Genomic DNA, 22,619 nt, shown 5'->3' on the forward strand with positions numbered 1-22,619 from the left:
TTATGACGCCGGCTCAGCCCTTGGCGGCCAGTGACTCCGCCATGAACTCGGCAATCACCTTCTGGGAAATCGCCACGTCCAGCACGAACACGCCGTCATCGTGCGTCGCGAGCCAGTCCTCGAGCAGCCCCAGGTCGGAAAGCGTGCGCGCCTTGGCCCCGTCGGCGCCCAGGGCGCGTCCGACGGCGGCGAAGTCCACTTCGTCGATCAGCATCGCCTGGTTGTGCAGCCCCTTTGCGGCGTACTGGTGCAGCTCCGCACCGTACGCCGAGTCGTTCAGGACCACCACCACACCCCTGCGGGTGGCCCGCAGGAACGTCTCGAAGTCGGACAGCCCCATGAGCCCGCCGCCGTCGCCGCTGACCAGGACGGTGGTGCGTTCCGGGCGCGCGGCCGAAACCCCGGCGGCGGAGCCGAAGCCCAGCCCGATGGACTGGAAGGCGGTCCCCACCAGGACCATGGCGTGCGGGTCCGGGACGGAAAGGTACATCGGCGCCCAGCCGATGAAGTGCCCGCCGTCCATCACCACCGAGCGTTCGGCGGGCAGGATCCGGTCCAGGGCAGCGACGACGGCGCGCGGGTTGAGCCGGCCGTCCGGCCCGAACTCGACGGGGTCCTCAACCGGGCTGGATGAGCGGAAATCCGCTCCCGAAACCTCGGGAACAAGGTCCCGCCAGGTTGGCGATGCAGCAGCCGGTACGCGTTCCAGCAGGCCCTCAACGAACGGAAGGATGTCGGCCCGGACGTACTCGGCGCCGGAGTTTTGCCCGGCGTCGGGTTCGTTGTCGATGCGGATGATCCTGGTGTCTGCCGGGAACAGGGTTCCGTAGCGGGTCTGGAAGGTGTTCAGGCTGGCCCCGACCACCAGGACGAGGTCAGCCTGGCGTGCGACGTTGAGGCGGTGGCTGCGCGTGAAGCCGCCGGCGATGCCGAGGTCCCAGTCGCTGCTGAACGCATTGGCAGCCATCACCGAGGTCATGAAGAGGGCACCGAGCTGGTGGCCCACTTCCCGCAGCGGCGCGGTCGCGCCAGCCAGGAGTGCGCCGCGCCCGGCCAGGATGAGCGGCCGCTGCGCCAAGCCGAGCAACTCCGCCACCCGGTCCAGCTCGTCAGGCGCCGCGGGCCATGCGGGCTTGGCGGGTAGCGGCTCCAGCGGCATACGGGCAGACAGGGGAGCGGTGGCGAGGTCGTAGGGAATTGCGAGCACTACTGGCTGGACGGTCTGCAGGGCGAGGTCGAAGGCCCGGTGGGTGACTGCGGTGGCGTTGTCCGGGCCGGCCACCAGCGTGGTGACGCCGACTGCTTCGGCTGCCTTGGCCTGGTCGATGTCGAACGGCCGGCGGCCGCCGGCAGGGGCGTCTCCTACGACGAACACCAGCGGGATGCGGGCCAGCCGGGCTTCGGCAAGAGTGGTGTAGGCGTTGGTGAAGCCGGCGCCGTAGGTGGTGGTGGCGGCCGCGACGCCTCCCGTGGCCCGGTGGTACGCGTCGGCCATGGCGACGGTCGCGGCCTCGTGGCGGGCCGAGGTGAAGGGAAAACCCCGGCGGGTGAGCCTGCTGATGAGATGGGCGTTGCCGTTGCCCATCAGCCCGAACAGGTGTCCTGCGCGCTCCGCCAGGACATCAGCGACGGCCGCGGAGACGTGGCCCTCATCGGGGAGGGCCTGCCCCGCGGGACCTGGACTGGCGGGTCGGGAGATGGCGGGAGTGGTGGTCATTGGCGGTCCTTGCGTTCGTGGGGTGGAAACTGGTCAGGCCGGCAGCGCGACGGTGGTGGCGTCCCGGTGCCTCAGAGTGAGTGCGGCGTACGTCAGGGCGTTTTGCCGGCAATGCTCAATTTCCTCCGGCGTGAGAGGGCGGCGCACCTTGGCCGGCACCCCAGCCACGAGCGAGCCGGGCGGCACTTGGGTGCCCTCCAGAACCAGCGCGTTGGCGGCCACCAGGGAGCCAGCGCCGATGATCGCGCCGTTGAGGACCGTGGCGTTCATGCCGATGAGCGCACCGTCGCCCACCGTGCAGCCATGCAGCACCGCGCCGTGCCCCACGCTGACGTGGTTGCCCACCCGTGCCGGGTGGCCGGGATCGGCGTGGACGACGGCGGCGTCCTGGACGTTGCTTCCCTCGCCGACGCTGATTTGCTCCATGTCCGCACGAATGACGGCGCCGTAGAAGATCCCGGTCCCTGACCCGATGGCGGCGGACCCGACGACGGTGGCGGAGGGCGCCACCCACGCGTCGCCGCTGATCTGGGGAGAACGGCCGTCGACGGCCAGGATGTTCAAGCTCATGTTTGGTCCTAGTGGTGAGTTGGAAGGGCGGTGCTGACTTGGACGGGCGGTGCCCCGCAGCAGTTGCCGGGCACCGCCGTCGTAATTAAGGGCTGGCTATGGAACGGCGCTAGGTAAGAAACGGCACGATCAGCGACGTTACGAAGAGCACCAGCGCTCCGCCGAGCCGGTTGGTGAGGGCCGCGAAGGGCATGAGGTGCATGCGGTTCGCGGCGCTCAGCACTGACACGTCGCCGCTGCCGCCGGTGTCCGCCATGACAAGGCCGGGCGTGATGGATGCCTCGACGAAGTTGAACTTCACGAGCCAGCCGAGGACACCGGAGGTCAGGGTCGCGATGACGACGGTGCAGACGGTCAGGACGATGAACAGCGGGTTGCTCAATGAGGCGAGCACATCGGTGATGTCGATGTAGGTCAGGCTGACACCCACGAGCAGGGCCGGTACCAGGATGGCGCCGATCAGGTCGCCCCAGTCCGCGGTGGAGTCCTCCACATCCTGGGGGAGCAGGCCGAAGATTTTGACGGCCGCCGCCGCGATGATGGTCCAGGCGTAGGGGTGCAGTCCGGGGATGAGGGCAGCGGCGAGATTGCCGAAGACGAAGAGGCTGCCGGCGATGAGCAGGCCCTTGCCCAGGGCGATGAAGGAGGAGGTGTCACGTTTGGGCGGCAACGTGAGTTCGTCCGCGCGGCCCTTGATCCGCAGCAGCTGCCCGTGGCCGTTGAAGCCAACGAACAGCTGCTTCTTGCGCTTGCCCAGGCCGTTGTAGATGCCGGCGATGAGGATGCAGACCACGTTGGCCATCACGACGGCGGACATCAGGTCGCCCATGAAGGTGGCGGAGTCGCCGCCGGTGGCCGAGGCGTACATCTCAGACATGGGCAGGGCCCCGACGCCCAGGCCGCCGGCCATGATAGGTGCGGCGACGAAGAGGATGCCTTCGATGAATCCGAACCCGGTGAGGGCCGCGATGAGCCCCACCAGGACGAATGTGGCCAGGAGGCAGCCCACGACAGGTACCGCGAATCGCGGGCCGGCCTTCAGCAGGAGGGTGCGGGGCATGCCAAGGATGGAGCCGGCGATGATGCCGACGACGAAGAAGTCCAGGAAGCCATGCCCGTCGATGAAGTTCTGCACCACTGTGACCATGTTCTCCGGCATCACGCCGAGGAAGGCCAAGGTGGCGGGCGCGAAGGTGCACAGGATGGTGGGCAGCCCGAAGTCGCGGACCACCGGGAACAGGTTGCCGATCCAGATGAAGAGTCCGCCGAGCAGGATGGTGGTTGCGAAGCCGGCGACCATGGTGTCCGGGAGGTTGCCGGTGATTGCCGCGGCCAGGACCAGCCCCGCAAGGACCAGGTAGAGCGGGGCGGGAAGGCTGGCGATTTTAGGTCCCAGCCGGCCGCGATAGTGCGTGCCCGGCCGCGGGCCCGCGGTGCGGGCCTCCGGATGCTCAATGCCGCCGGCGGGGCCGGGGCCGGTCTCGCTCATTGGCTGGTCCGTAGGTTCGTTGGTGAGGTCCGTGGTACGTGAATTTGTAGACATCATTGTCCCCAAAACGTTTGGAGGGAAGACCGCTGTCGGCGGCCCGTGGACGGGAAGTTGAAACGGGAAAGCGGTCAGCGCGCCGGGTCGAGTGCCCCGGCTGCCGGTGAATGCGCCACTACGTCGCGGGCGAGGCGGACGGCCTCGGCCAGGCGGTCCTCGTTGATGCCGGTCTGGTGCCCGGCGTCGTGCAGGTGGCGGACAAGTTCCTCGGTTGCGATGTTGCCGTGCGCCCCGGGGGCGAACGGGCAGCCGCCGTAACCGCCGAGGGCTGCATCGAAACGGACGACGCCGGACTCCACCGCTGCGCTCGCGGTGGCCAGCGCCTGGCTGTGCGCGTTGTGCAGGTGGAGGTAATACGTGAGGTCCGGTTCGGCCTCGCGGACGTGATGCAGGCTGGCCATCACCCGCGCGGTGGGGGTGGTGCCGAGCGTGTCCGCGAGCCCGATGTCGGTGATGCCCATGCCCTTGAAGGCACGCACCACGCGCAGCAGGTAGGAGGCGTCGATGGCCCCCTCGAAGGGGCAGGTGAACGCGGTGGAGATGCCGGCGAAGAACCGGACGTCCGGCAACTCGGCCACGGCCGCGCCGAGGCTGGCCAGGGCGTCCTCGATGGCCTGGCCGGCGTTGGCGTTGCTGTGCGCCTGGCTTGCCGAGGTGACCACCTGGATGTCGGTGGCGCCGGCGTCGACAGCGCGCTGGATGCCCCGGCCGTTGAGCGCCAGGCTGGTGTAGACGACCCCGGGAACTGCCGGCAGGGACATGAGGACGTCGGCGGCATCGGCCATCTGCGGCACCCGCTTCGGGTTCACGAAAGAGGACACCTCGATGCGCTTCAGCCCGGCGTCGACGAGTGCCTCGGCGATCTCCAGCTTGTGCGCCGTGGAAACGATGACGGGCTCGTCCTGGAGTCCGTCCCGCAGGAAGACGTCCGTGACTTCCACCCTCATGTCAGCGCACCTCCTGCAGTCCGAGGCTGGCGATGCCGTCGGCGTCCATTCCGGCAAGGTCCTGCAGGACCTCGGCAGTGTGCTGGCCCAGTTCCGGGCCCACCCAGCGGACGCGCCCTTCATGGCCCGGGATCTTCGGCACTACGCCGGGGAAGCGGATCAGCTCGGGCTCGTCCTCGATGACCACTTCATGGGTCTGGATCATGTCCCGGGCCAGGTAGTGGCGGTCGACGGCGATGCTCGGGGCGTCATACACAGGACCGGCGGGAACACCGGCGGCGTCCAGCTTGTCGAGGACCTCAGTGAGGGGCATGCTACCGGTCCACGCGGAGATGGCACCGTTGAGCTCCTCCTCGCGGGCGCCGCGTGCCTCCGTGGTGAGGAGGCTGGCGTCCTCGGCGAGGTCCTCGCGGCCGATGGCGCGCATGAGCCGGACGAAGACGGAGTTTGAGTTGCCGCCGATGACCACCTCGAGGCCGTCGCCGCAGAGGTAGGAGCCGGTAGGAACGACCCCGGGCAGCGCACCGCCGGTGCGCTGCCGGACCATGCCGTAGGCGTCATAGTCCGGGACCAGCGATTCGAGCAGGCTGAAGACCCCTTCATAAAGCGCAACGTCGACAACCTGGGAAGCTCCCGTCGCCAGTCCGCGGGCCTTCTGCAGCATGAGCATCAGGGCGCCGATGACGCCGTAGAGGCCGGCGACGGTGTCGCCGACGCTGGCTGCCGCGCGCCCGGCGGGACGGTCGGGTTCGCCGGTGATGTAGCGCAGGCCGGCGAAGGATTCAGCCGAGCTGCCGAAGCCTGCGCGGTTCTTGTACGGGCCGGTCTGGCCGTAGCCGGAGATCCTTACCATCACGACTTCGGGGTTGAGCTCCTGCAGCACGTCCGGGCCGAGGCCCCACTTCTCCAGCGTGCCCGGACGGAAGTTTTCGATGACCACGTCGCACTGGGCAGCGATCTTCTTGACTGCCTCGCGTCCTGCCTCGGAGCGGAGGTCCAGGGCCACGGACTTCTTGTTGCGGCCGATGGTGCGGAACAGCATGGAGGTGGTGCCGCGGGTCTTGCGCCAGTCACGCAGTTCGTCGCCGCCCTGCGGCTTTTCGATCTTGATAACCTCTGCTCCGAAGTCGCCAAAGAGGCGGGCGGCGAACGGGGCGGCGATGAAGCTGCCCAGCTCGAGCACTCGAATGCCGCGGAGCGGGAGGGCGTTGCCCTCGATGTGTAGTTCGTCAGTCATGTCATTCCTGCCTGCGCGGTTGGCGCCGAGTTTCCCACTCTGTGGGATGAGCTTGTCATTAGGCGGAGAAACAATAGCAGGGCCGTGTGACCTGCGCAACAGGGTTGTGACGCCTTTGTATGCCGGGCGGGCAATTGCGCGCCGCCGCCGGGTTAGGCTGTTCCGTGCTCCGACTGAAACGCCTCGCGGTTCTCAGCCTTTTCGCGTTCTGCGCCATCACCGCATGCGCGTTCTGGCTCCTCGGCGCGACCAATTCGGGCGTGCCCGGCGCGGGGAACTCCGGTGCGGGGATGCGCGCGGCCCGGCCGGCCCCGCCGCAGGCGGCCGGAAAGTTCGTGCCGCTGGCAAGTGGCAGTGCCCATGCCGTGAACATCACCAGGACCGTCGACCCGGGCTGGCTGGCCCGCACCGCCGCCCGGACGGATATCCCCGCCCGGGCCCTGCGGGCGTACGTCGCCGCGGCCGGCATGGCGAATGCCGCAGAGCCGGCGTGCAGGATCGGCTGGAACACGGTGGCCGCCGTCGGGTTCGTGGAATCCGCGCACGGTGCCCTCGGGGGAGGCCGCCTCATGGCGTCGGGGGAGGTGAGTGGTCCGATCGTCGGGCCTGGCCTCAACGGCGACGGATTCGCTGCCATTGCCGACACCGACGGCGGTGCGATGGACGGCGACGCCCTCTGGGACCGCGCCGTCGGGCCCATGCAGTTCATCCCCTCCACGTGGAAACTGGCAGGGCGGGACGCGAACGGCGATGGGGCGGCCGATCCGCACAACATCGACGACGCCGCACTCAGTGCGGCCGGCTACCTGTGCGCCGGCGGCCGCGATCTCACCACGGCGCAGGGGTGGAGCGACGCCATCTGGTCCTACAACCAGTCCGAGGCTTACCTGAGCCAGGTGGGCGAGGTGGCCGTTGAATACGCAGAACAGGCCGGGCCTATCAAGTAGGCCCGGCCTGCCAACGCAGATCCTGTTCAGTTCAGATGGGGTTCTTTTTCACGCCGGGTTCTTTCAGTCCCGGTTCCCTTCAGACGCGGTGCGGGGATCCCAGTTCCACTGGCTCCTCATCCATCAGGTAGGCGGATTCGGAGTGGGCCGCGATGTCGATGCCGCGGAGCTCGGCCGCTTCGTCGATGCGGAGGCCCACGGTGATGTCGATGACCTTGGCAATGACCCAGGTGACCGCAAAGGAGTAGGCCAGGGTGGCGACAGTGGCGACCGTCTGGATGCCGAGCAGGCCAAATCCTCCGCCGTAGAAGAGCCCGTTGGTCTTGTTCGGGGCAGCGTCCGTGGCGAAGAGTCCGATCAGCAGGGTTCCGATGATGCCGCCGATGAGATGCACGCCCACGACATCGAGCGAGTCGTCGAATCCGAGCCGGAATTTCAGTTCGATGGCTAGGGAGCAGACGGCGCCGGCGATGACGCCGATGGCCAGTGCGCCGAGGGGGCTCACGGCGCCGCACGCCGGGGTGATGGCCACGAGGGCCGAAATCAGTCCGGAAGCGGCGCCCATGCTGCTGGCGCTGCCGAGCCTGATGCGTTCCACCAGGGCCCAGGCGAGCAGGCCGGCGGCGCCGGCAACGGCGGTGTTCAGGAAAACCACCGACGCCGAGTGCCCGGCGGTGAGGGCGGAGCCGGCGTTGAAGCCGAACCAGCCGGCCCACAGCAGCCCTGCTCCGACCAGCACCAGCGGGCGGCTGTGCGGCCTGACGTGCTCGCTCTTGGGCCAGCCCGCACTGCGTCCCAGGACCAGGGCGAGGGCGAGGGCTGCTATTCCGGCGTTCATGTGCACGGCCGTTCCGCCGGCGAAGTCGATGGCCTTGAGGTTGTTGACGATCCAGCCGCCGGCGACGGAACCGTCCGCCGAGCTGAAAGCGAATACCCAGTGCGCAACCGGAAAGTAGACCAGTGTTGCCCACAGCGCGGCGAAGGTCATCCAGGCACCGAACTTCATCCGGCCGGCCGCGGCTCCGGCGATGATGGCCGTAGTTATTCCGGCGAAGAACAGCTGGAAGGCGGCGAAAAGGGCCGGCGGTATGGCGGCGTCGGGGTCCTCGGCCAGTAGCTGGCCAAGACCGAAGTACTCGGTGGCGTCGCCGAGGAGGCCGGCTCCGCCGAGGGAATTTCCAAAGACCATCGAGTAGCCGAATACCGCCCAGAGGACGGCGACGACGCTGACGCCGCCGAAGCACATCATCATCATGTTCAGGATCCGGCGGGACCCGACCATGCCCCCGTAGAACAGGGCAAGCGCGGGGATCATCATGCAGACCAGGGCACTCGCGGCGAGAATCCAGGCAACATCTCCAGAATTCATGGGGACTCCAATCAGGGACGGAAGCGGCCTGCGCGGCCGTTACAAGTGGGTGCTCCCAAGTGGGAAAGCGGTGAACCGACTGAGTAGTGACGTGAAACCATGATTCACCACAGTGAACATGCATGGGTTTCGCGCGGGTTAATTTCGCGTTGCAATCGGCACTTCCGGGCGTCTTGCGGATTTAACAATCGGAGCCCTGTTTTGTAACATCACTTTGGCTACTGTGGTTCAACAACGTTTCACCGCAGGTAACACCCAATCGAACAGGACAGTTCCGATGACCAGTATCGCAACACCTGAAGTAGCAACGGAGTCCCCCGTTTCGCTGGAACCCGGACGGATCTCCCTGGCGGACATCGCCAAGGCCCACGATGTCCGCTTCCTGCTGGCCACCTTCGTGGACATGACCGGCAAGCCGTGCGCCAAGCTGGTGCCCGTTGAAGCCGCCGACGAGCTCGAGGCCGGCGCCATGGGATTCGCCGGTTACGCTGCGGGCCTCATTGGCCAGAAGCCGCAGGATTCAGACCTTATTGCTGTTCCCGACCTTGCGTCCTTCACCCCTGTGCCGTTCATCAAGGAAGGCCTTGCGCTGATCCACTGTGATCCCCACGTCGACGGCAAGCCCTGGCCCTACGCGCCGCGCGTCATCCTCAAGAACACCCTCGCCCGCCTGGCGGAGAAGGGGATGCAGGCAAAGATCGGTGCCGAAGTGGAATACTTCCTCGTCAACAAGAACGCCGACGGCAGCCTCAGCACCGCCGATGCCCGCGACGACTCGCCGCGTCCCTGCTATGACGCTCGCGGCGTCACCCGCATGTATGAGCACCTCACATCGATCTCCACAGCCATGAACAGCCTGGGCTGGGGCAACTACGCCAGCGACCACGAGGACGCCGCCGGCCAGTTCGAACAGAACTTCAACTACGCCGACGCCCTGACCACTGCCGACCGCGTGGTCTCGCTGCGCTACATCCTGAACATCCTCGCCGAACAGCGCGGAATGACCGCGACCTTCATGCCCAAGCCTTTTACCGACCGCACCGGCACGGGCCTGCACTTCCACCTGTCCCTGTGGTCCGGCGCGGAGGCGCTGTTCCCCGGGGACGACGGCGGCAGGGGACTCGGGCTCTCGGAGCTCGCCTACTCCTTCATCGGCGGCATCCTGAACCACGCACCGGCCCTCCAAGCATTCCTCGCCCCGACTGTGAACTCGTACAAGCGTTCGGGGGCCACCACCAGCTCCTCCGGAGCCACCTGGTCACCGCGGAAGGCCTCGTTCGGAGGCAACGACCGCACCCACATGATCCGGGTCCCGGACGAAAAGCGGATCGAACTCCGCTCCGGCGACGGCTCGGCCAACCCGTACCTCGCTATCGCCACGGCCATCGAAGCCGGACTGGACGGCGTCACGAACGGCACCGACCCGGGGGCACCCTCCGGTCCGGGCGAAGCGCGGCCCGATGCGCACTTGCTGCCGGCAACACTGCTCCACGCCGTGGAGGCCCTGCGCCGGGACCCGGTCATCCTCGCCAGCCTCAGCGGGAACGAGGCGATCGGCCAGTACTACGCCAACGCCAAGGAAGAGGAGTTCCTGACCTGGCACAACCAGGTGAGTGACTGGGAGATCCGTACTTACCTGACCTCGATCTGACCCGGCTGCAATCACGAACCGGCCCAAACCAAGAACCACCCCCCACCTAGCAAAGGATCCTGAAATGTGCGGAATCGCCGCGCTGCAGCTGCGCAACCCCCTGCTGCACCCCCGGATGGGCAGCCTCCTGTCCTCGATGATGTGCCAGATCGTGGACCGCGGCCCGGACTCCGCCGGCCTCGCCGTCTACGACACCCCGGGTCTCGTTTCCGCCAACACCTCCACACTGAGTCTGTTGGGCAGGGAACAGGGCCTGCCTGCCGCCGGGATCGCTGCCGCACTGGACAACCTGCTGCCCGCCTCCGCCGGAACGGCAGTGAGGGTGGTGGGCGACACCACCTTCGTGAGCTCCGCCGTCGATACCGAGCTGCTCGCAAAGGCGGTGCGCGAAACCCTCCCGGACTCCACCATCATCGGCCGCGGTGAACACGTGGCCGTGATGAAGAGCGTGGGCCATCCGATGGACATCGCCGCCGAGCACGGGCTGGGCGCCATGTCCGGCAGCCAGGGCCTGTCCCACACCCGGATGGCCACGGAGTCGGCGGTCACCGCCGGCGGTTCCCACCCGTTCTCCGTGGCCGACGACCTGTGCCTGGTCCACAACGGCTCGTTCTCCAACCACGCCACGATCCGGCGGGACCTGCTGCGCGAAGGGGTGGTGTTCGACTCCGACAATGACACCGAAGTCGGCGCCCGCTACATCGCCTCCCGCCTGAAGCAGGGCGACACCCTGGAGGAGGCCCTGACCAATCTCGGCAAGGTCTTCGACGGCTTCTACACGCTCGTCGTCACCACTGCCGACAGCATGGCAGTGGTCCGCGACCCCATCGCCTGCAAGCCCGCCATCATCGCCGAAACGGACGACTACGTGGCCATGGCCTCCGAATACCGTGCCCTGGCATCCCTGCCCGGCATCGAAACAGCCCGCATCTTTGAACCGGAACCCGGAAAGGTCTACACATGGTCACTCTGATCGAAACCCAGACACAGGAATACGCCACGGTCACCGCTGAGGTTTCCACCCGCACGGACCTGGCCGACAGCCCGGTCCGCGACCTGAACCAGGCCCTCCATAACGCCACTGACGGCCAGTCATGGACCGTCGAAAACCCGGGCGGCAAGCACAGCCTCGCCGTCGGCATCAACGCCAGGGTGACTGTCACCATCAACGGCCACGCCGGCTACTACGCTGCCGGGATGCATCAGAAAGGCGAGGTGACCGTCAAAGGCAATGCCGGCGTCGGGCTCGCCGAGAACATCATGTCCGGCAAGGTCCATGTAAAAGGGGACGCCTCCCAGTCGGCCGCGGCCACCGGCCACGGCGGACTCGTGGTGATCGACGGCAACGCCGGAGCCCGCTGCGGGATCTCCATGAAGGGCGTGGACATTGTGGTGGGCGGCAACATCGGCCACATGTCCGCCTTCATGGCACAGGCCGGCCGGCTCGTGGTCTGCGGCGACGCCGGCGACGCGCTGGGCGACTCCATTTACGAGGCACGGATCTACGTCAAGGGAACCGTCGCTTCGCTGGGCGCGGACTGCGTTGAGAAGCCGATGCGGGCCGAGCACCTGGAGGAGCTCGCCGGGCTGCTCGCCGCTGCCGGCCGCACCGACAACCCCGCGGACTTCAAGCGCTACGGCTCGGCGCGGAACCTCTACCACTTCAGCGTCCACAACTCGACGTCTTACTAGAAGGACAACGCCATGACCATCACCTCCCTGACCCCCGGCGCCCCGGCCGCCTCAGCTGCACGGCAGGTCGAAGAACTGGGCCTGCGCGAATCTGCCACGTTCGACCGCGCCACCATCGCCGACATCCAGCGCGCCGCCGCCACGGGCGTCTACGACATCCGCGGCTGGGGAGCCAAGCGCAAGGTCCCGCACTTCGATGACCTGTTGTTTCTCGGCGCCTCCATGTCCCGCTACCCGCTGGAGGGCTACCGCGAAAGGTGCGATACCGACGTCGTCCTCGGTGACCGCTACGCCTCCAGGCCGCTGCACCTTCAGACGCCGGTGACCATCGCCGGGATGAGCTTCGGCGCCCTGTCCGCCAACGCCAAGGAGGCCCTGGGCCGCGGCGCCAGCGAGGTGGGCACCTCCACAACAACGGGCGACGGCGGCATGACCCCCGAGGAGCGCGGCCAGTCCAAGCACCTCGTCTACCAGTACCTGCCCTCCCGGTACGGCATGAACCCGGACGACCTGCGCAAGGCCGACGCGATCGAGATCGTGCTCGGCCAGGGTGCCAAGCCCGGCGGCGGCGGGATGCTGCTGGGCCAGAAAATCACCGAGCGCGTGGCCGGAATGCGTACTCTGCCGGTGGGCATCGACCAGCGCTCGGCCAGCCGCCACCCGGACTGGACCGGACCGGACGACCTGGAAATCAAGATCGGCGAACTTCGCGAGATCACCGACTGGAAGACGCCCATCTACGTCAAGATCGGCGCGTCCCGGCCCTACTACGACACCGCACTGGCCGTGAAGGCCGGAGCCGACGTCGTCGTCGTGGACGGCATGCAGGGCGGCACGGCCGCGACCCAGCAGGTGTTCATCGAAAACGTCGGCATCCCCACGCTGGCGGCCATTCCGCAGGCTGTCCAAGCGCTGCAGGAACTTGGCCTGCACCGCAAGGTCCAGCTCATCGTCTCCGGCGGCATCCGCACCGGGGCCGACGTCGCCAAGGTCATGGCCCTCGGTGCCGACGCGGTGGCCATCGGCACGGCAGCGCTCATTGCGCTGGGCGACAACGACCCCCGGTACGCCGCCGAATACGCGGCCATGGGATCGGCCGCGGGCTTCTACGACGACTTCCAGGACGGCAGGGATCCCGCCGGTATCACCACTCAGGACCCGGACCTCTCCTCCCGGCTTGACCCGATCACGGGCGGGCGGCGGCTGGCCAACTACCTGCGCGTCCTGACCATGGAGGCCCAGACCATCGCCCGGGCCTGCGGGAAGTCGCACCTGCGCAACCTCGAGCCGGAGGACCTGGTGGCCCTCACCATCGAAGCCTCCGCCATGGCCCGCGTTCCCCTGGCCGGCACCAGCTGGATCCCCGGAGCGAAGTGATGCCGGAATCCTCCGAGTACGCGGTGGGTGGCGCCGGGCGGGCCGGTGCCGCCACCGCGATGGACACCGTGGCAGGTCTCATGCGGGACATTTCCGACGTCGGCGCTGACGCCCGCCGCGGCGGCTACTCCAGGCCGGTTTTCTCCTCGGCTGAATCAGAGCTCCGGAGCTGGTTCACGGAGCAGGCCGAACGGCGCGGGCTGGATGTCCACACCGACGGGAACGGCATCATCTGGGCGTGGTGGGATACGGCAACCGGAACCCGCCGGGACGCCGTCGTCACAGGCAGCCACCTGGACTCGGTGCCCGGCGGCGGCGAGTACGACGGGCCGCTCGGCGTTGCCTCCGCACTCGTCGCCGTCGACCTCCTGAAAACCCGCGGGTTCCGTCCCCGCCGGCCGCTGGCCATTGCCGTATTCCCGGAAGAGGAGGGCTCCCGCTTCGGAGTCGCCTGCCTGGGGTCACGGCTGCTCACCGGCGCGCTGGACCCGAACAAGGCCCGTAACCTGAAGGACGCGGACGGCAATACGTACGCCGACGTGGCGGCCAAGAACGGACAGGACCCCCGGCTCATCGGTGCTGACCACAAAAACCTCGGCCGGCTGGGCGTGTTTGTGGAGCTGCACGTGGAGCAGGGGAGGGGGCTGGCCGATCTCGGCCAGCCGGTGGCCATCGGCTCATCGATCCTGGGCCACGGCCGGTGGAAACTGTCTGTGCACGGCCAGGGCAACCACGCCGGAACCACCCTCATGAAGGACCGCAGGGATCCCATGATTGCCGCGGCCAAGATCATGATTGGCATCCGGGACACCGCTGCGAAGTACCGGGATGCGCGGGCCACCGTGGGCCGGCTCCAGCCCGTCCCCGGCGGGACCAACGTCATCGCCTCCCGCGTCGACATGTGGATCGATGTCCGCCATCCGCGTGATGAGGTCACCGCTGCCCTGGTGGAATCCATCCATCTGAACGCGCAGGTGATGGCGGCGGAGGAAAACTGCACCGTGACGTTCGGCGCCGAATCCCTCAGCCCCACCGTGCACTTCGACGCAGGCCTGCGGGACCAGCTGCAGGCGATGCTTCCGAAGTCACCGGTACTGGACACCGGGGCCGGCCACGACGCCGGAGTGCTCGCCAGCCACATTCCCACGGCCATGCTGTTTGTGCGGAACCCGACCGGCATCTCGCACTCGCCTGAGGAGCTCGTAGAGGATGCCGATGCCGAAGCGGGTGCGGCGGCGCTGGCGGATGTCCTTTCGGGCCTGCTGGGAGCGGCCAGAGCACTCGGATCCGACCTGCAGGCTCCGCCTATGATGGCTTGATGACGGATCAGGCTGGCGAAGCGAGGGACATGGCCGCGGAGAACACCGAGGACGGCGTGGCCGGCAAGCTGGAACGGATCATTGCCGGTCAGGTCCGCCACTACCGGACGGCGAACGGGCTCTCCGCCTCGGAACTGGCTTCACGGACCGGCATGTCCAAGGCGATGATCTCCAAGATTGAAACCGCCAGCACGTCCTGCTCCCTCACCACGCTGCAGCGCCTGGCGGACGGGCTCAAAATTCCGGTCACCGCCCTGTTCCGGGGCGCGGACACGGACCGGGACGCTACCTTCACTAAGAACGGCCAGGGCAGCCTGACGGTGCGCAGCGGAACCCAGCACGGGCACGAATACCGGGTGCTGGGGACCCTGAAGGGACGGACCGACGCCATCGAGCCGACGCTGGTGACACTGACCGATGCTTCAGACGTGTTCCCGCTGTTCCAGCACCCCGGCACTGAGTTCATCTACATGCTGGCCGGCAGGATGGTCTACGGCCACGGCGCATATGAATACACCATGGAGCCCGGCGATTCCCTGCTCCTGGACGGCGAGGGCCCGCACGGTCCGTTGGAGCTTCTGGACCTGCCCATCCGGTTCCTGGCCATCGCGGCGAAGTAGTTTTCCGAGTGTTCCTCGGGCGCCCGTGCGGGCCCTGCCGGTCAGGCCTCCTCAAGCTGCAGATGGGGCGTTGGCCGGCGGAAGCCGCGGGTGAGGTACGCGAGGTAGGCGAGGCCCAGTGCTGCCCAGGAAAGACCCAGCGAGAATGACAGTCCGCTGAGGCTGGTCCAGAGCCACAGTGTCAGCAGGAAGCCGATGCCCGGCAGCAGGAGGTTGTGCAGCAGGCTCCCGGTTCCCCGGTTCCTCCGGTCGATGAAGTAGTGCTTGATGACGGACAGGTTGACCACCGAGAAGGCGACCAGGGCGCCGAAGCTGATCAGTGACGACACGGTCGTCAGGTCGAGGACCAAGGCCAGCAGGGATACTCCCGAGGTGACGATGATCGGAACCACCGGTGTGCCCAGGCGGGGATGGAGGCGTCCGAAGGCTGCGGGCAGGACCCGGCCGCGACCCATCGAGTGGATGATCCGGGAAACGGAGGCCTGCGAGGTCAGCGCGGATCCGAGGCTTCCGGCAATGTAGGCGGCCGTGAAAAATGCGACCAAAAGGTTGCCGCCTGCCGCCCCCACCACTTCGATGGCCGCGGAGTCCGGATCGGCGAAGGTGCCCACCGGAAGCAGCAGGTGGCTGATGTAGGCCAGCCCAAGGAAGATCAGCCCGGCCAGGACGGTGGTCAGCATGATGGCCCGCGGGATGCTCGTCCGTGGGTTCTTTGCCTCCTCGGCGAAGGTGGAGACAGCGTCAAATCCCAAATAGGACAGGCATAGGATCGCGGACCCGGCCAGGATGGGCGAGAAGCCTTCGGCGCCGTCGACACCGGTGAACGGGGCAAGAAGATCAAGTTTGCCGGATCGCGAGACGGAGGCCCAGGCGAGTCCCACGAACAGGATGATGAAGAGGGCCTGGAGGCCCACCACCACGAAGTTTGCCCTGGCCACCGCTGTGATTCCGAGGATGTTCAGCGCGGTCACGACCATGATGGATACGACCATAAACACCCATGCGGGGACGGCCGGGAAGGCGGCGTTCAGGTAAATGCCAATGAGCAGGTAATTGATCATTGGCAGGAGCAGATAGTCCAGCAGCAAGGACCAGCCGGACATGAAGCCCAGTCCCGGGCCGAATGACCGGGTGGCGTAAGTGTAGGCAGACCCTGCGACCGGGAACGCCTGCGCCATCCGGCCATAGGACCGGGCGGTGAAGAGCATGACCACCAGGGCAGCGGCATAGGCGGCGGAGAGCCGCCCGCCCGTCAGCTCGACGACGATGCCGTAGGTGCTGAAGATGGTCAGGGGCACCATGTAGACCAGGCCAAGCAGGACCAGGGAGGGGACGCCGAGCACCCGGCGCCAGCCGTTGCCTGATCTCCCGGGCCCGCTGCCTGGCCGGCCTCCGCCTGTGGGGGTCTGTGTGTGAGGGGCTGAGCTCATGGGGATTCCTAAGCGTTGAGGCCGCCGCGGCCGGCGGGAAGGGCATGAGCGCAAGCCAAAGCCAGCTCATGGACACCGCGGGTGCAGGGGCGGTGGCAACGCCGTCAGTGCCACATTCCCGCCCGGGACATCGGGGCTCACCCGAGTTCCGGTCCGCGAAGCCGGATATAAATGAATGAAGTTCATTTAGTAAATCAGTGACGGGAATCACGGTCAAGTGATGCGGGCAGGTTACGTGCCGGGACCTGCCGGACGGCCGGGCGGGCTGCAAACGGCCGCAGGCGAAGAGCGGCGGGGTCAGGCTTCGCCCCGGCGGCCCACCATCTCTTTGATCCAGATGGGTGCGAAGGGGGATGTGCAGTTCGGCGGGGTGGGGTAGTCCTTCAGCACTTCCAGCTGTTCGCCGATGTCGATGGCCCGGGTCCGGTGGTCCGCGTGTTCAATGCCGATCTGCGCCAGGGTATGGTTCATGGCCCACTGCAGGCGCTCGGCGGCGCCTTTCATTTCGGCTTCGATCGTGTCCAGGAGCCCGGACAGGTCGAGGCCCTCCGGCTTTTTCGCGACCCGCTCCGTGGTCAGGGCCCAGCCGGCGCTCGCGACTACCGGGTCCGGGTCGTCAGTCCAGGTGACGCGCAGTTGTTCAGCGTGCGGGCTCTTCTTCACCACATAGTTCACGAGCCAGTCATGTACCTTGGGGGCGCGGGCCTGCCGCAGCATGACGTCCAGTTCCTGCAGCTCGAATGCCTTCGGCCGGCAGATCAGCAGTGACAGTAAGCGGGCCGCGGCGTCATTCGTGGCCCACAACTCACGGGCGAGGTTGTGCTGGGTCTTCAGCCGCTTCGCGACCGCACGCAATGCGGACAGGTTCACGCCGTGGTCATCGCCGCGTTTCTGGTTCGCCGCGCGCATCTTCGGATCCTCAAGCGCGGCCAGTTCGGCCAGTAAACCGTCAATTGTTGTCTCCGCCATTGCTGCTCCTGCTCCCTGGCTGCCGTCCGCTCGTATTGTACGGTGGCGGGCTGCTGTCGTCTGGGCCGTGTCAGCCGCACTGATGGCTGTCTACTCGCTAGGCGTTCCAGCCGAAGCCTAAGCGAAGCCACGGAGTGACAAAGAAACACCCGATATAGTTGAAGGCACTATGGACGACCCTCCTTCACATATGCCCTGGCCCCTCACCCATTTGACCGGCAAGCCGGTTACTACGGGAGAGGGGCGCCTCCAATGAACGAATGGATCATGATCGGGATCGGCCTGATCCTGACAGTCGGCACCGGATTCTTCGTCGCATCCGAGTTTGCCCTGGTCAACCTTGACCGAAACGACCTCGAAGCTCGCCAGGCCCGGGGTGAGAAACGCCTTGCCCCCACCATCAAAGCCCTGAAGATCACCTCGACGCACCTTTCCGGTGCGCAGCTGGGCATCACCCTTACCACCCTCCTGACCGGCTACACCTTTGAACCTGCCATCAGCATGCTGCTGAGTGGGCCGCTGACGGCGGCCGGGTTCCCAGAAGGCCTCGTGCCCGGGGTGGGTGCCGTCGTCGCGATTTTCATCGCCACCGTCTTCTCCATGGTGATCGGCGAACTGGTTCCCAAGAACTTCGCGCTGGCGCAGCCCCTGGCTACTGCCAAGATGGTGATACCGTTCCAGGCCCTCTTTACCGCGGTGTTCAAGCCTGTCATCCTCCTGTTCAACAACACCGCGAACGCGGTCATCAGGTCCTTCGGCATCGAGCCCAAGGAGGAACTCTCAGGTGCCCGCAGCGCCGAGGAACTGAGCTCGCTGGTCCGCCGCTCGGCGCTGGAAGGCGTCCTTGACCTGGACCACGCGGCCCTGCTGCACCGCACGCTGCGTTTCTCCGAGCACAGCGCAGCGGATGTTCTGACGCCGCGCGTGCGGATGACGGCGGTGAACACCGATGACACGGCCGAACAGATCATCGCGCTGGCCAGCTCCACCGGCTATTCGCGGTTTCCCGTCATTGGCCGTGACCGCGACGACGTGCTCGGCGTGCTCCACGTCAAGCAGGCCTTCGCTGTGGCCCTTGAGGAACGCCCCGGTGTCCTCGCTGCCGACCTGATGATCGAACCGCTTATGGTTCCTGAATCCATGGGGGTCGACTCCCTCCTGGTGCTGCTGCGCAAGCAGGGCCTCCAGGTGGCCATCGTCTCCGACGAGCACGGCGGAACTGCCGGTATCGTCACCCTGGAGGACCTGGTGGAGGAGATCGTCGGCGAACTGGAAGATGAGCACGACCGCGCCCGTGTGGGCGTGGTCCGGACCGGGCGGTCCATCACGTTCGACGCGTCGCTGCGCCCGGACGAGCTTCTGGACCGGACAGGCATCGCCGTCCCCGACGGTGAGGACTACGACACCGTGGCCGGTTTCGTCACGGACCAGCTGGACCGCATCCCTGAACTTGGCGACGAGGCGGCCATCGACGGCGGCACCCTCCGCGTGGAGCGGGTGGCCGGCACGCACGTCGAGCGCCTCAAATTCACGCCGGAGGAATCGGCGGGGCCACCCAAAAGTGCCCACGACCGGATCATTGACAGCCTGACCCAGGAGCTGACCCATGAGTGAGTACCTTCCGGGCATCATCTGGCTCGCCGTCCTGCTGGTGGTCAACGGCTTCTTCGTCGGCGCCGAGTTCGCCGTCATCTCCGCCCGCCGTTCACAGATCGAGCCCAAGGCGGAGGCGGGCAGCAAGGCCGCGAAAACCACGCTCTGGGCCATGGAACACGCCACGCTCATGCTGGCCACCAGCCAGCTGGGCATCACCGTCTGTTCGCTGGTGATCCTGAACGTCTCCGAACCGGCGATCCACCACCTGCTGGAGATCCCCTTGGGCCTGACGTCCCTGTCCGCTGAAACGATCGGAATCATCGCCTTCGTGGCGGCGCTGCTGCTGGTGACCTTCCTGCATGTGGTCCTCGGCGAGATGGTCCCCAAGAACATCTCGTTCTCGGTGCCCACCCGCGCCGCGCTCATCCTGGCCCCGCCGCTGGTGATGGTGGCGCGCGTGTTCAAGCCGGTCATCTGGACGCTGAACGGCATCGCCAACTCCATCCTCCGCCTGTTCCGGGTGGAGCCCAAGGATGAGGCCACCAGCGCCTACACCCTGGACGAGGTGGCGAACATCGTCGAGCAATCCACGAGGGAAGGCGTCCTGACCGACAACACCGGTGCCCTCACCGCAGCCTTCGAGTTTACGGAGAAGACCGTGGCCGACGTCGAGGTTCCCATCACGGAGATGGTGCTCCTGCCGGCGTCATCGACTCCGGCAGACATCCAGCGGGCCGTTGCCGAGCACGGGTACTCCCGGTACATCGTGACCGACGACGACGGCGACCCCTCCGGTTACCTTCACCTGAAGGACGTTATGGACCTCACCACACCGGAAAAGTTCACCCGGCCGGTGCCGGAGAAACGGATCCGCCGACTGGCCTCGACCTTCCGCGGCAGCGAACTGGAGGATGCCCTCGCGACCATGCGCCGCACCGGCGCCCACGTGGCCCGGGTGTTCGACACGCGCGGGAACACCACGGGGGTGCTGTTCCTCGAGGACATCATCGAGGAACTGGTGGGCGAGGTACAGGACGTCACCAGCAGCTAGGGCCGGCAAACCGTGGCTGAGCCGACGGACACAACGAAGTCCGGTGCCTGGCGGCTGATCGCCGCCAGGCACCGGACTCGGTGTGTCTGATGGAAACTACTTGTTGATTACCGTCAGGGGTCCTGCCATGCCGCCTACCGTCGACTCAATCCAAACGGTGCCGGGGTTGGTGGTGCCTGCGGCGGCATTGCGGAGCCGAAGGGTGTAGACGCCACCCGTTTCCGGCGCCACGGCTGCGGTGACGGCTGCCTGGCCCAGGATCCTGCCGGTCGCGCCGCCGACGCGGAAGGTGATGGTGGCGCCGACCACGGATCCGGTGCCGTTGACCCGGAAGTCGCCGGTCTTCCACTGGGCGCTGCTGATGGTCACGCGGTCCGGAACGGGGACTACCTTGACCTCATCTGTCCGTGTCTGGCCGCCCGCGGTCACCGTCAGCCGGAATGTCAGCGGGCTGTTGGTCATCGGCGTCCGGAAGACCGGAAGGCTGAACGTCGGCTTGAGCGTGGTGGCTCCGGTCAGCGACACCTTGTTGGGGTCGGTTGCGCTGCTCAGGACCTGCTCCCACTGGTAGGTGGCGCCCGTGGTGGTGGAGCCGGTGCCGTCAAGCGTGACGGTGGTGGCCGTAGTACGGCGGACAACGTTCTGGTCCGGTCCGGCGACGGCAACGAGGGCGCCCTGGACGGTGACGGCCGCGGTCTTCTCCGATTCCGGGCCCATGCCGTTGGTGTTGGAAGCCCGGACCGTGAACTGGTAGGCCGTGTCGCCGCTGAGTCCGTCGTAGACCAAGGACGTGACGTTCCCGGCCGTTGTCTTGGCCGGACCGAACGCCGTGCCGTCAGAGGTGTAGGCCTGGACGGTGTAACCCGTGATGGTCAGTCCCGTGGCGCCCGGGTTGGGTGCGGTCCAGGACAGGTTTGCCGTGCCCTGGCCCACCACAGGTGTGCCGGTAAACGTCGGAGCCGCGGGTACCGGGTCATTGGTGACGGTGAAGAGGACCTCGCTGATGGCGGAGACGTTGCCCGAGGGGTCGAAGGCCGCAAACTTCAGGGTGGTCGTGGATGCGATCTCCATCGGTCCGGTGTAGTGGATCGCGTCGGGTGCAAGCACGCCGCCCGACAGGACGGGATCGGAGCCGTCGATTGTGTAGTAGATGTCGCTGCCCGTCTCGCTGGCTGTCAGGGTGACCGTCTGGGCCACAGCCGTGCTGCCGCCGTTGGGGGTGGCAGACACCGTTGGAGCCGTGGCGTCCGTGACCGGGATTGCGTGTGCTGCCGGGAACGTCTCGCCGACGCTGCTGACACCGACCACGTAGACGTCGTAATCCTCATTGGCGGAGAGACCGGTGATCGTGGTGCCGGTGGCTGCCTGGCCTGAGATGCGCTTGCCGATCTCCACCTGCTCGCTGCCGGTCACGGTCTTGCCGACTGCGACGGCGCGGTAGCCGGTGATTGCAGGGGTGCCGGGGATGGCTTCGGCCGGGGTCCAGTTCAGCTTCAGTCCGCCGGAGACCTTGGCAGCCGTGATGCCGGAGGGGGCGGGGGGTCCGGACTGCAGGGGGCCGTTGGGGCAGCCACCCATGCCGGGGCCGCCGGGCTCGCCGTACTCGGCGATGGTCAGGCCCTGCCGGTTGGCGTCTGCGTCTTCGAACTCCCAGGCCATGGCGCGTTCGCCAAGCCCGGCGTTCGCAGCGATTTCGGCGTTGGCAGCGTCATCGAAGACATAGGTGGCGGTGAACGTATCGCCCGTGACTTCCAGCCCGGAGGAGTAGCCGCCCTTATCCGACGGAGTGAGGGGGCCGGGGATGGCACGGATGTCGCGGCGGCCGATGCTGGTGTCCTTCAGCGCCGGCTCAATGATGCGCTGTTCCAGCTGGGCGGGATTGACGCTGGCTCCGATGTGTCCCTTGACGGTGATGGTGCTGCCGCTGAGCTCGGCATCGCCCGTCACGTAGGTGTCCTGCACGGTGGTTTCACCGGCGGCGGTTGTGCCGAACTTCATGGAGACGATGTCACCGGGACGGATATCGGGCGTGACAGCAAGACCGGTGCCGGCACCCCAGCAGACGCCGCCGGGGTGGTTGACCTCAAAGGCGACGCCGCCGGCGTCGACCACTGCTTCTGCCGAGCCGATGACCTTGCCGGCGCGCTTGACCTCGAGGGTGGCAGTCTCACCGGCGTGCCCCTCATACCCCTCAATGGAGACGAAGTCGCGATCGGGGAAGACAACAATGTTGTCCGGAAACGTAGGGACGGCAGCGCTGGCGGCTGGAATGGCGAACATGGATGTTGAACAGACGACGGCCGAGACTGTTGCGAAGATTCCGGCCCTTCGGATACCGGGAAGGCGAGAAGTGTGCGCTCCCGGCTCGCTTTGTGCTGATTTCATGATGACCTCATCGATCCGAGGTGCGCGACCTTCACGCACAATCACAGAATCAAGAAGGCCCCTTGGGGAAACGCTGGGCGTTTTGGCTTGGAAAAACGCCCCGCGGCACCGACTTGGCCGTACCTTTTGGTCCCCCCACATGGAGGGGCCCAGGAGCGAACGCAGTGATTTGCCCACGTCAGTGCGGGCATTCCCG

At 66.9% G+C, this 22,619-nt stretch carries 18 protein-coding genes; 9 read left to right on the top strand and 9 right to left on the bottom strand.

Features of this window, described 5'->3' with window-relative positions:
* Positions 1–13: 13 nt before the first annotated feature.
* The 5 genes from ABRP34_RS15215 to ABRP34_RS15235 all read right to left on the bottom strand — a co-directional run bounded on the left by ABRP34_RS15215 (position 14) and on the right by ABRP34_RS15235 (position 6,017).
* Positions 14–1,717 (bottom strand): thiamine pyrophosphate-binding protein, encoded by a 1,704-nt coding sequence (locus ABRP34_RS15215; RefSeq protein ID WP_353710830.1) that lies wholly within the window; start codon positions 1,715–1,717, stop codon positions 14–16.
* Between the two features lie 33 nt (positions 1,718–1,750).
* The gene (locus ABRP34_RS15220) at positions 1,751–2,287 is read right to left on the bottom strand and encodes a gamma carbonic anhydrase family protein (protein WP_353710831.1); all 537 of its coding nucleotides are present in this window, start codon (positions 2,285–2,287) and stop codon (positions 1,751–1,753) included.
* 109 nt (positions 2,288–2,396) lie between these two features.
* Positions 2,397–3,776, bottom strand: coding sequence for a 2-hydroxycarboxylate transporter family protein (locus tag ABRP34_RS15225; RefSeq protein ID WP_353710832.1), 1,380 nt, complete (start codon positions 3,774–3,776; stop codon positions 2,397–2,399).
* A gap of 128 nt (positions 3,777–3,904) precedes the next feature.
* Positions 3,905–4,780: a hydroxymethylglutaryl-CoA lyase gene (locus ABRP34_RS15230; RefSeq protein WP_353710833.1), complete on the bottom strand. Its 876-nt coding sequence runs from the start codon at positions 4,778–4,780 to the stop codon at positions 3,905–3,907.
* Position 4,781: 1 nt separating this feature from the next.
* Positions 4,782–6,017 (bottom strand): CaiB/BaiF CoA-transferase family protein, encoded by a 1,236-nt coding sequence (locus ABRP34_RS15235; protein ID WP_353710834.1) that lies wholly within the window; start codon positions 6,015–6,017, stop codon positions 4,782–4,784.
* A gap of 164 nt (positions 6,018–6,181) precedes the next feature.
* Here ABRP34_RS15235 and ABRP34_RS15240 point away from each other — a divergent pair, with 164 nt between their 5' ends.
* On the top strand, positions 6,182–6,964 hold the full coding sequence (locus ABRP34_RS15240; RefSeq protein WP_353710835.1) for a lytic transglycosylase domain-containing protein: 783 nt from the start codon (positions 6,182–6,184) through the stop codon (positions 6,962–6,964).
* Positions 6,965–7,043: 79 nt separating this feature from the next.
* Here ABRP34_RS15240 and ABRP34_RS15245 read toward each other — a convergent pair whose 3' ends face one another.
* Positions 7,044–8,333, bottom strand: coding sequence for an ammonium transporter (locus ABRP34_RS15245; RefSeq protein WP_353710836.1), 1,290 nt, complete (start codon positions 8,331–8,333; stop codon positions 7,044–7,046).
* A 277-nt stretch (positions 8,334–8,610) separates the two neighbouring features.
* Here ABRP34_RS15245 and glnT point away from each other — a divergent pair, with 277 nt between their 5' ends.
* The 6 genes from glnT (at position 8,611) to ABRP34_RS15275 (ending at position 14,992) form a co-directional block, all read left to right on the top strand.
* Complete coding sequence (glnT, locus tag ABRP34_RS15250) at positions 8,611–9,984, top strand: type III glutamate--ammonia ligase (protein WP_353710837.1); 1,374 nt, start codon at positions 8,611–8,613, stop codon at positions 9,982–9,984.
* A 64-nt stretch (positions 9,985–10,048) separates the two neighbouring features.
* Positions 10,049–10,957 carry a glutamine amidotransferase gene (locus tag ABRP34_RS15255; protein ID WP_353710838.1) on the top strand — a complete coding sequence of 303 codons (909 nt, stop codon included), beginning with the start codon at positions 10,049–10,051 and terminating at the stop codon, positions 10,955–10,957.
* Entirely contained in the window at positions 10,945–11,676 is a 732-nt protein-coding gene (locus tag ABRP34_RS15260; RefSeq protein WP_353710839.1) for a protein glxC, read from the top strand. Before ABRP34_RS15255 ends, ABRP34_RS15260 begins: the two co-directional genes overlap by 13 nt.
* Positions 11,677–11,688: 12 nt before the next feature.
* Positions 11,689–13,053, top strand: coding sequence for an FMN-binding glutamate synthase family protein (locus tag ABRP34_RS15265; RefSeq protein ID WP_353710840.1), 1,365 nt, complete (start codon positions 11,689–11,691; stop codon positions 13,051–13,053).
* Positions 13,054–13,112: 59 nt separating this feature from the next.
* Positions 13,113–14,372 carry an allantoate amidohydrolase gene (locus tag ABRP34_RS15270; protein WP_353713380.1) on the top strand — a complete coding sequence of 420 codons (1,260 nt, stop codon included), beginning with the start codon at positions 13,113–13,115 and terminating at the stop codon, positions 14,370–14,372.
* Positions 14,372–14,992 (top strand): XRE family transcriptional regulator, encoded by a 621-nt coding sequence (locus tag ABRP34_RS15275; protein ID WP_003802847.1) that lies wholly within the window; start codon positions 14,372–14,374, stop codon positions 14,990–14,992. The genes ABRP34_RS15270 and ABRP34_RS15275 overlap by 1 nt, the downstream gene beginning before the upstream one ends.
* Positions 14,993–15,033: 41 nt before the next feature.
* Here the strand turns inward: ABRP34_RS15275 and ABRP34_RS15280 are convergent, their stop codons facing one another.
* Both ABRP34_RS15280 and ABRP34_RS15285 read right to left on the bottom strand, forming a co-directional pair.
* Positions 15,034–16,422, bottom strand: coding sequence for an APC family permease (locus tag ABRP34_RS15280; protein WP_353710841.1), 1,389 nt, complete (start codon positions 16,420–16,422; stop codon positions 15,034–15,036).
* A gap of 297 nt (positions 16,423–16,719) precedes the next feature.
* Positions 16,720–17,391: a DNA alkylation repair protein gene (locus ABRP34_RS15285; protein WP_353710842.1), complete on the bottom strand. Its 672-nt coding sequence runs from the start codon at positions 17,389–17,391 to the stop codon at positions 16,720–16,722.
* A gap of 252 nt (positions 17,392–17,643) precedes the next feature.
* Here ABRP34_RS15285 and ABRP34_RS15290 point away from each other — a divergent pair, with 252 nt between their 5' ends.
* Complete coding sequence (locus ABRP34_RS15290; RefSeq protein WP_353710843.1) at positions 17,644–19,005, top strand: hemolysin family protein; 1,362 nt, start codon at positions 17,644–17,646, stop codon at positions 19,003–19,005.
* The gene (locus ABRP34_RS15295; protein WP_003802855.1) at positions 18,998–20,038 is read left to right on the top strand and encodes a hemolysin family protein; all 1,041 of its coding nucleotides are present in this window, start codon (positions 18,998–19,000) and stop codon (positions 20,036–20,038) included. The genes ABRP34_RS15290 and ABRP34_RS15295 overlap by 8 nt, the downstream gene beginning before the upstream one ends.
* Before the next feature lie 96 nt (positions 20,039–20,134).
* Here the strand turns inward: ABRP34_RS15295 and ABRP34_RS15300 are convergent, their stop codons facing one another.
* Positions 20,135–22,423, bottom strand: a complete 2,289-nt coding sequence (locus tag ABRP34_RS15300; RefSeq protein WP_353710844.1) for a fibronectin type III domain-containing protein — start codon at positions 22,421–22,423, stop codon at positions 20,135–20,137.
* Positions 22,424–22,619: the final 196 nt, after the last annotated feature.

It is taken from the genome of Arthrobacter sp. K5 (assembly GCF_040448525.1).
Classification (GTDB): Bacteria; Actinomycetota; Actinomycetes; order Actinomycetales; family Micrococcaceae; genus Arthrobacter; species Arthrobacter globiformis.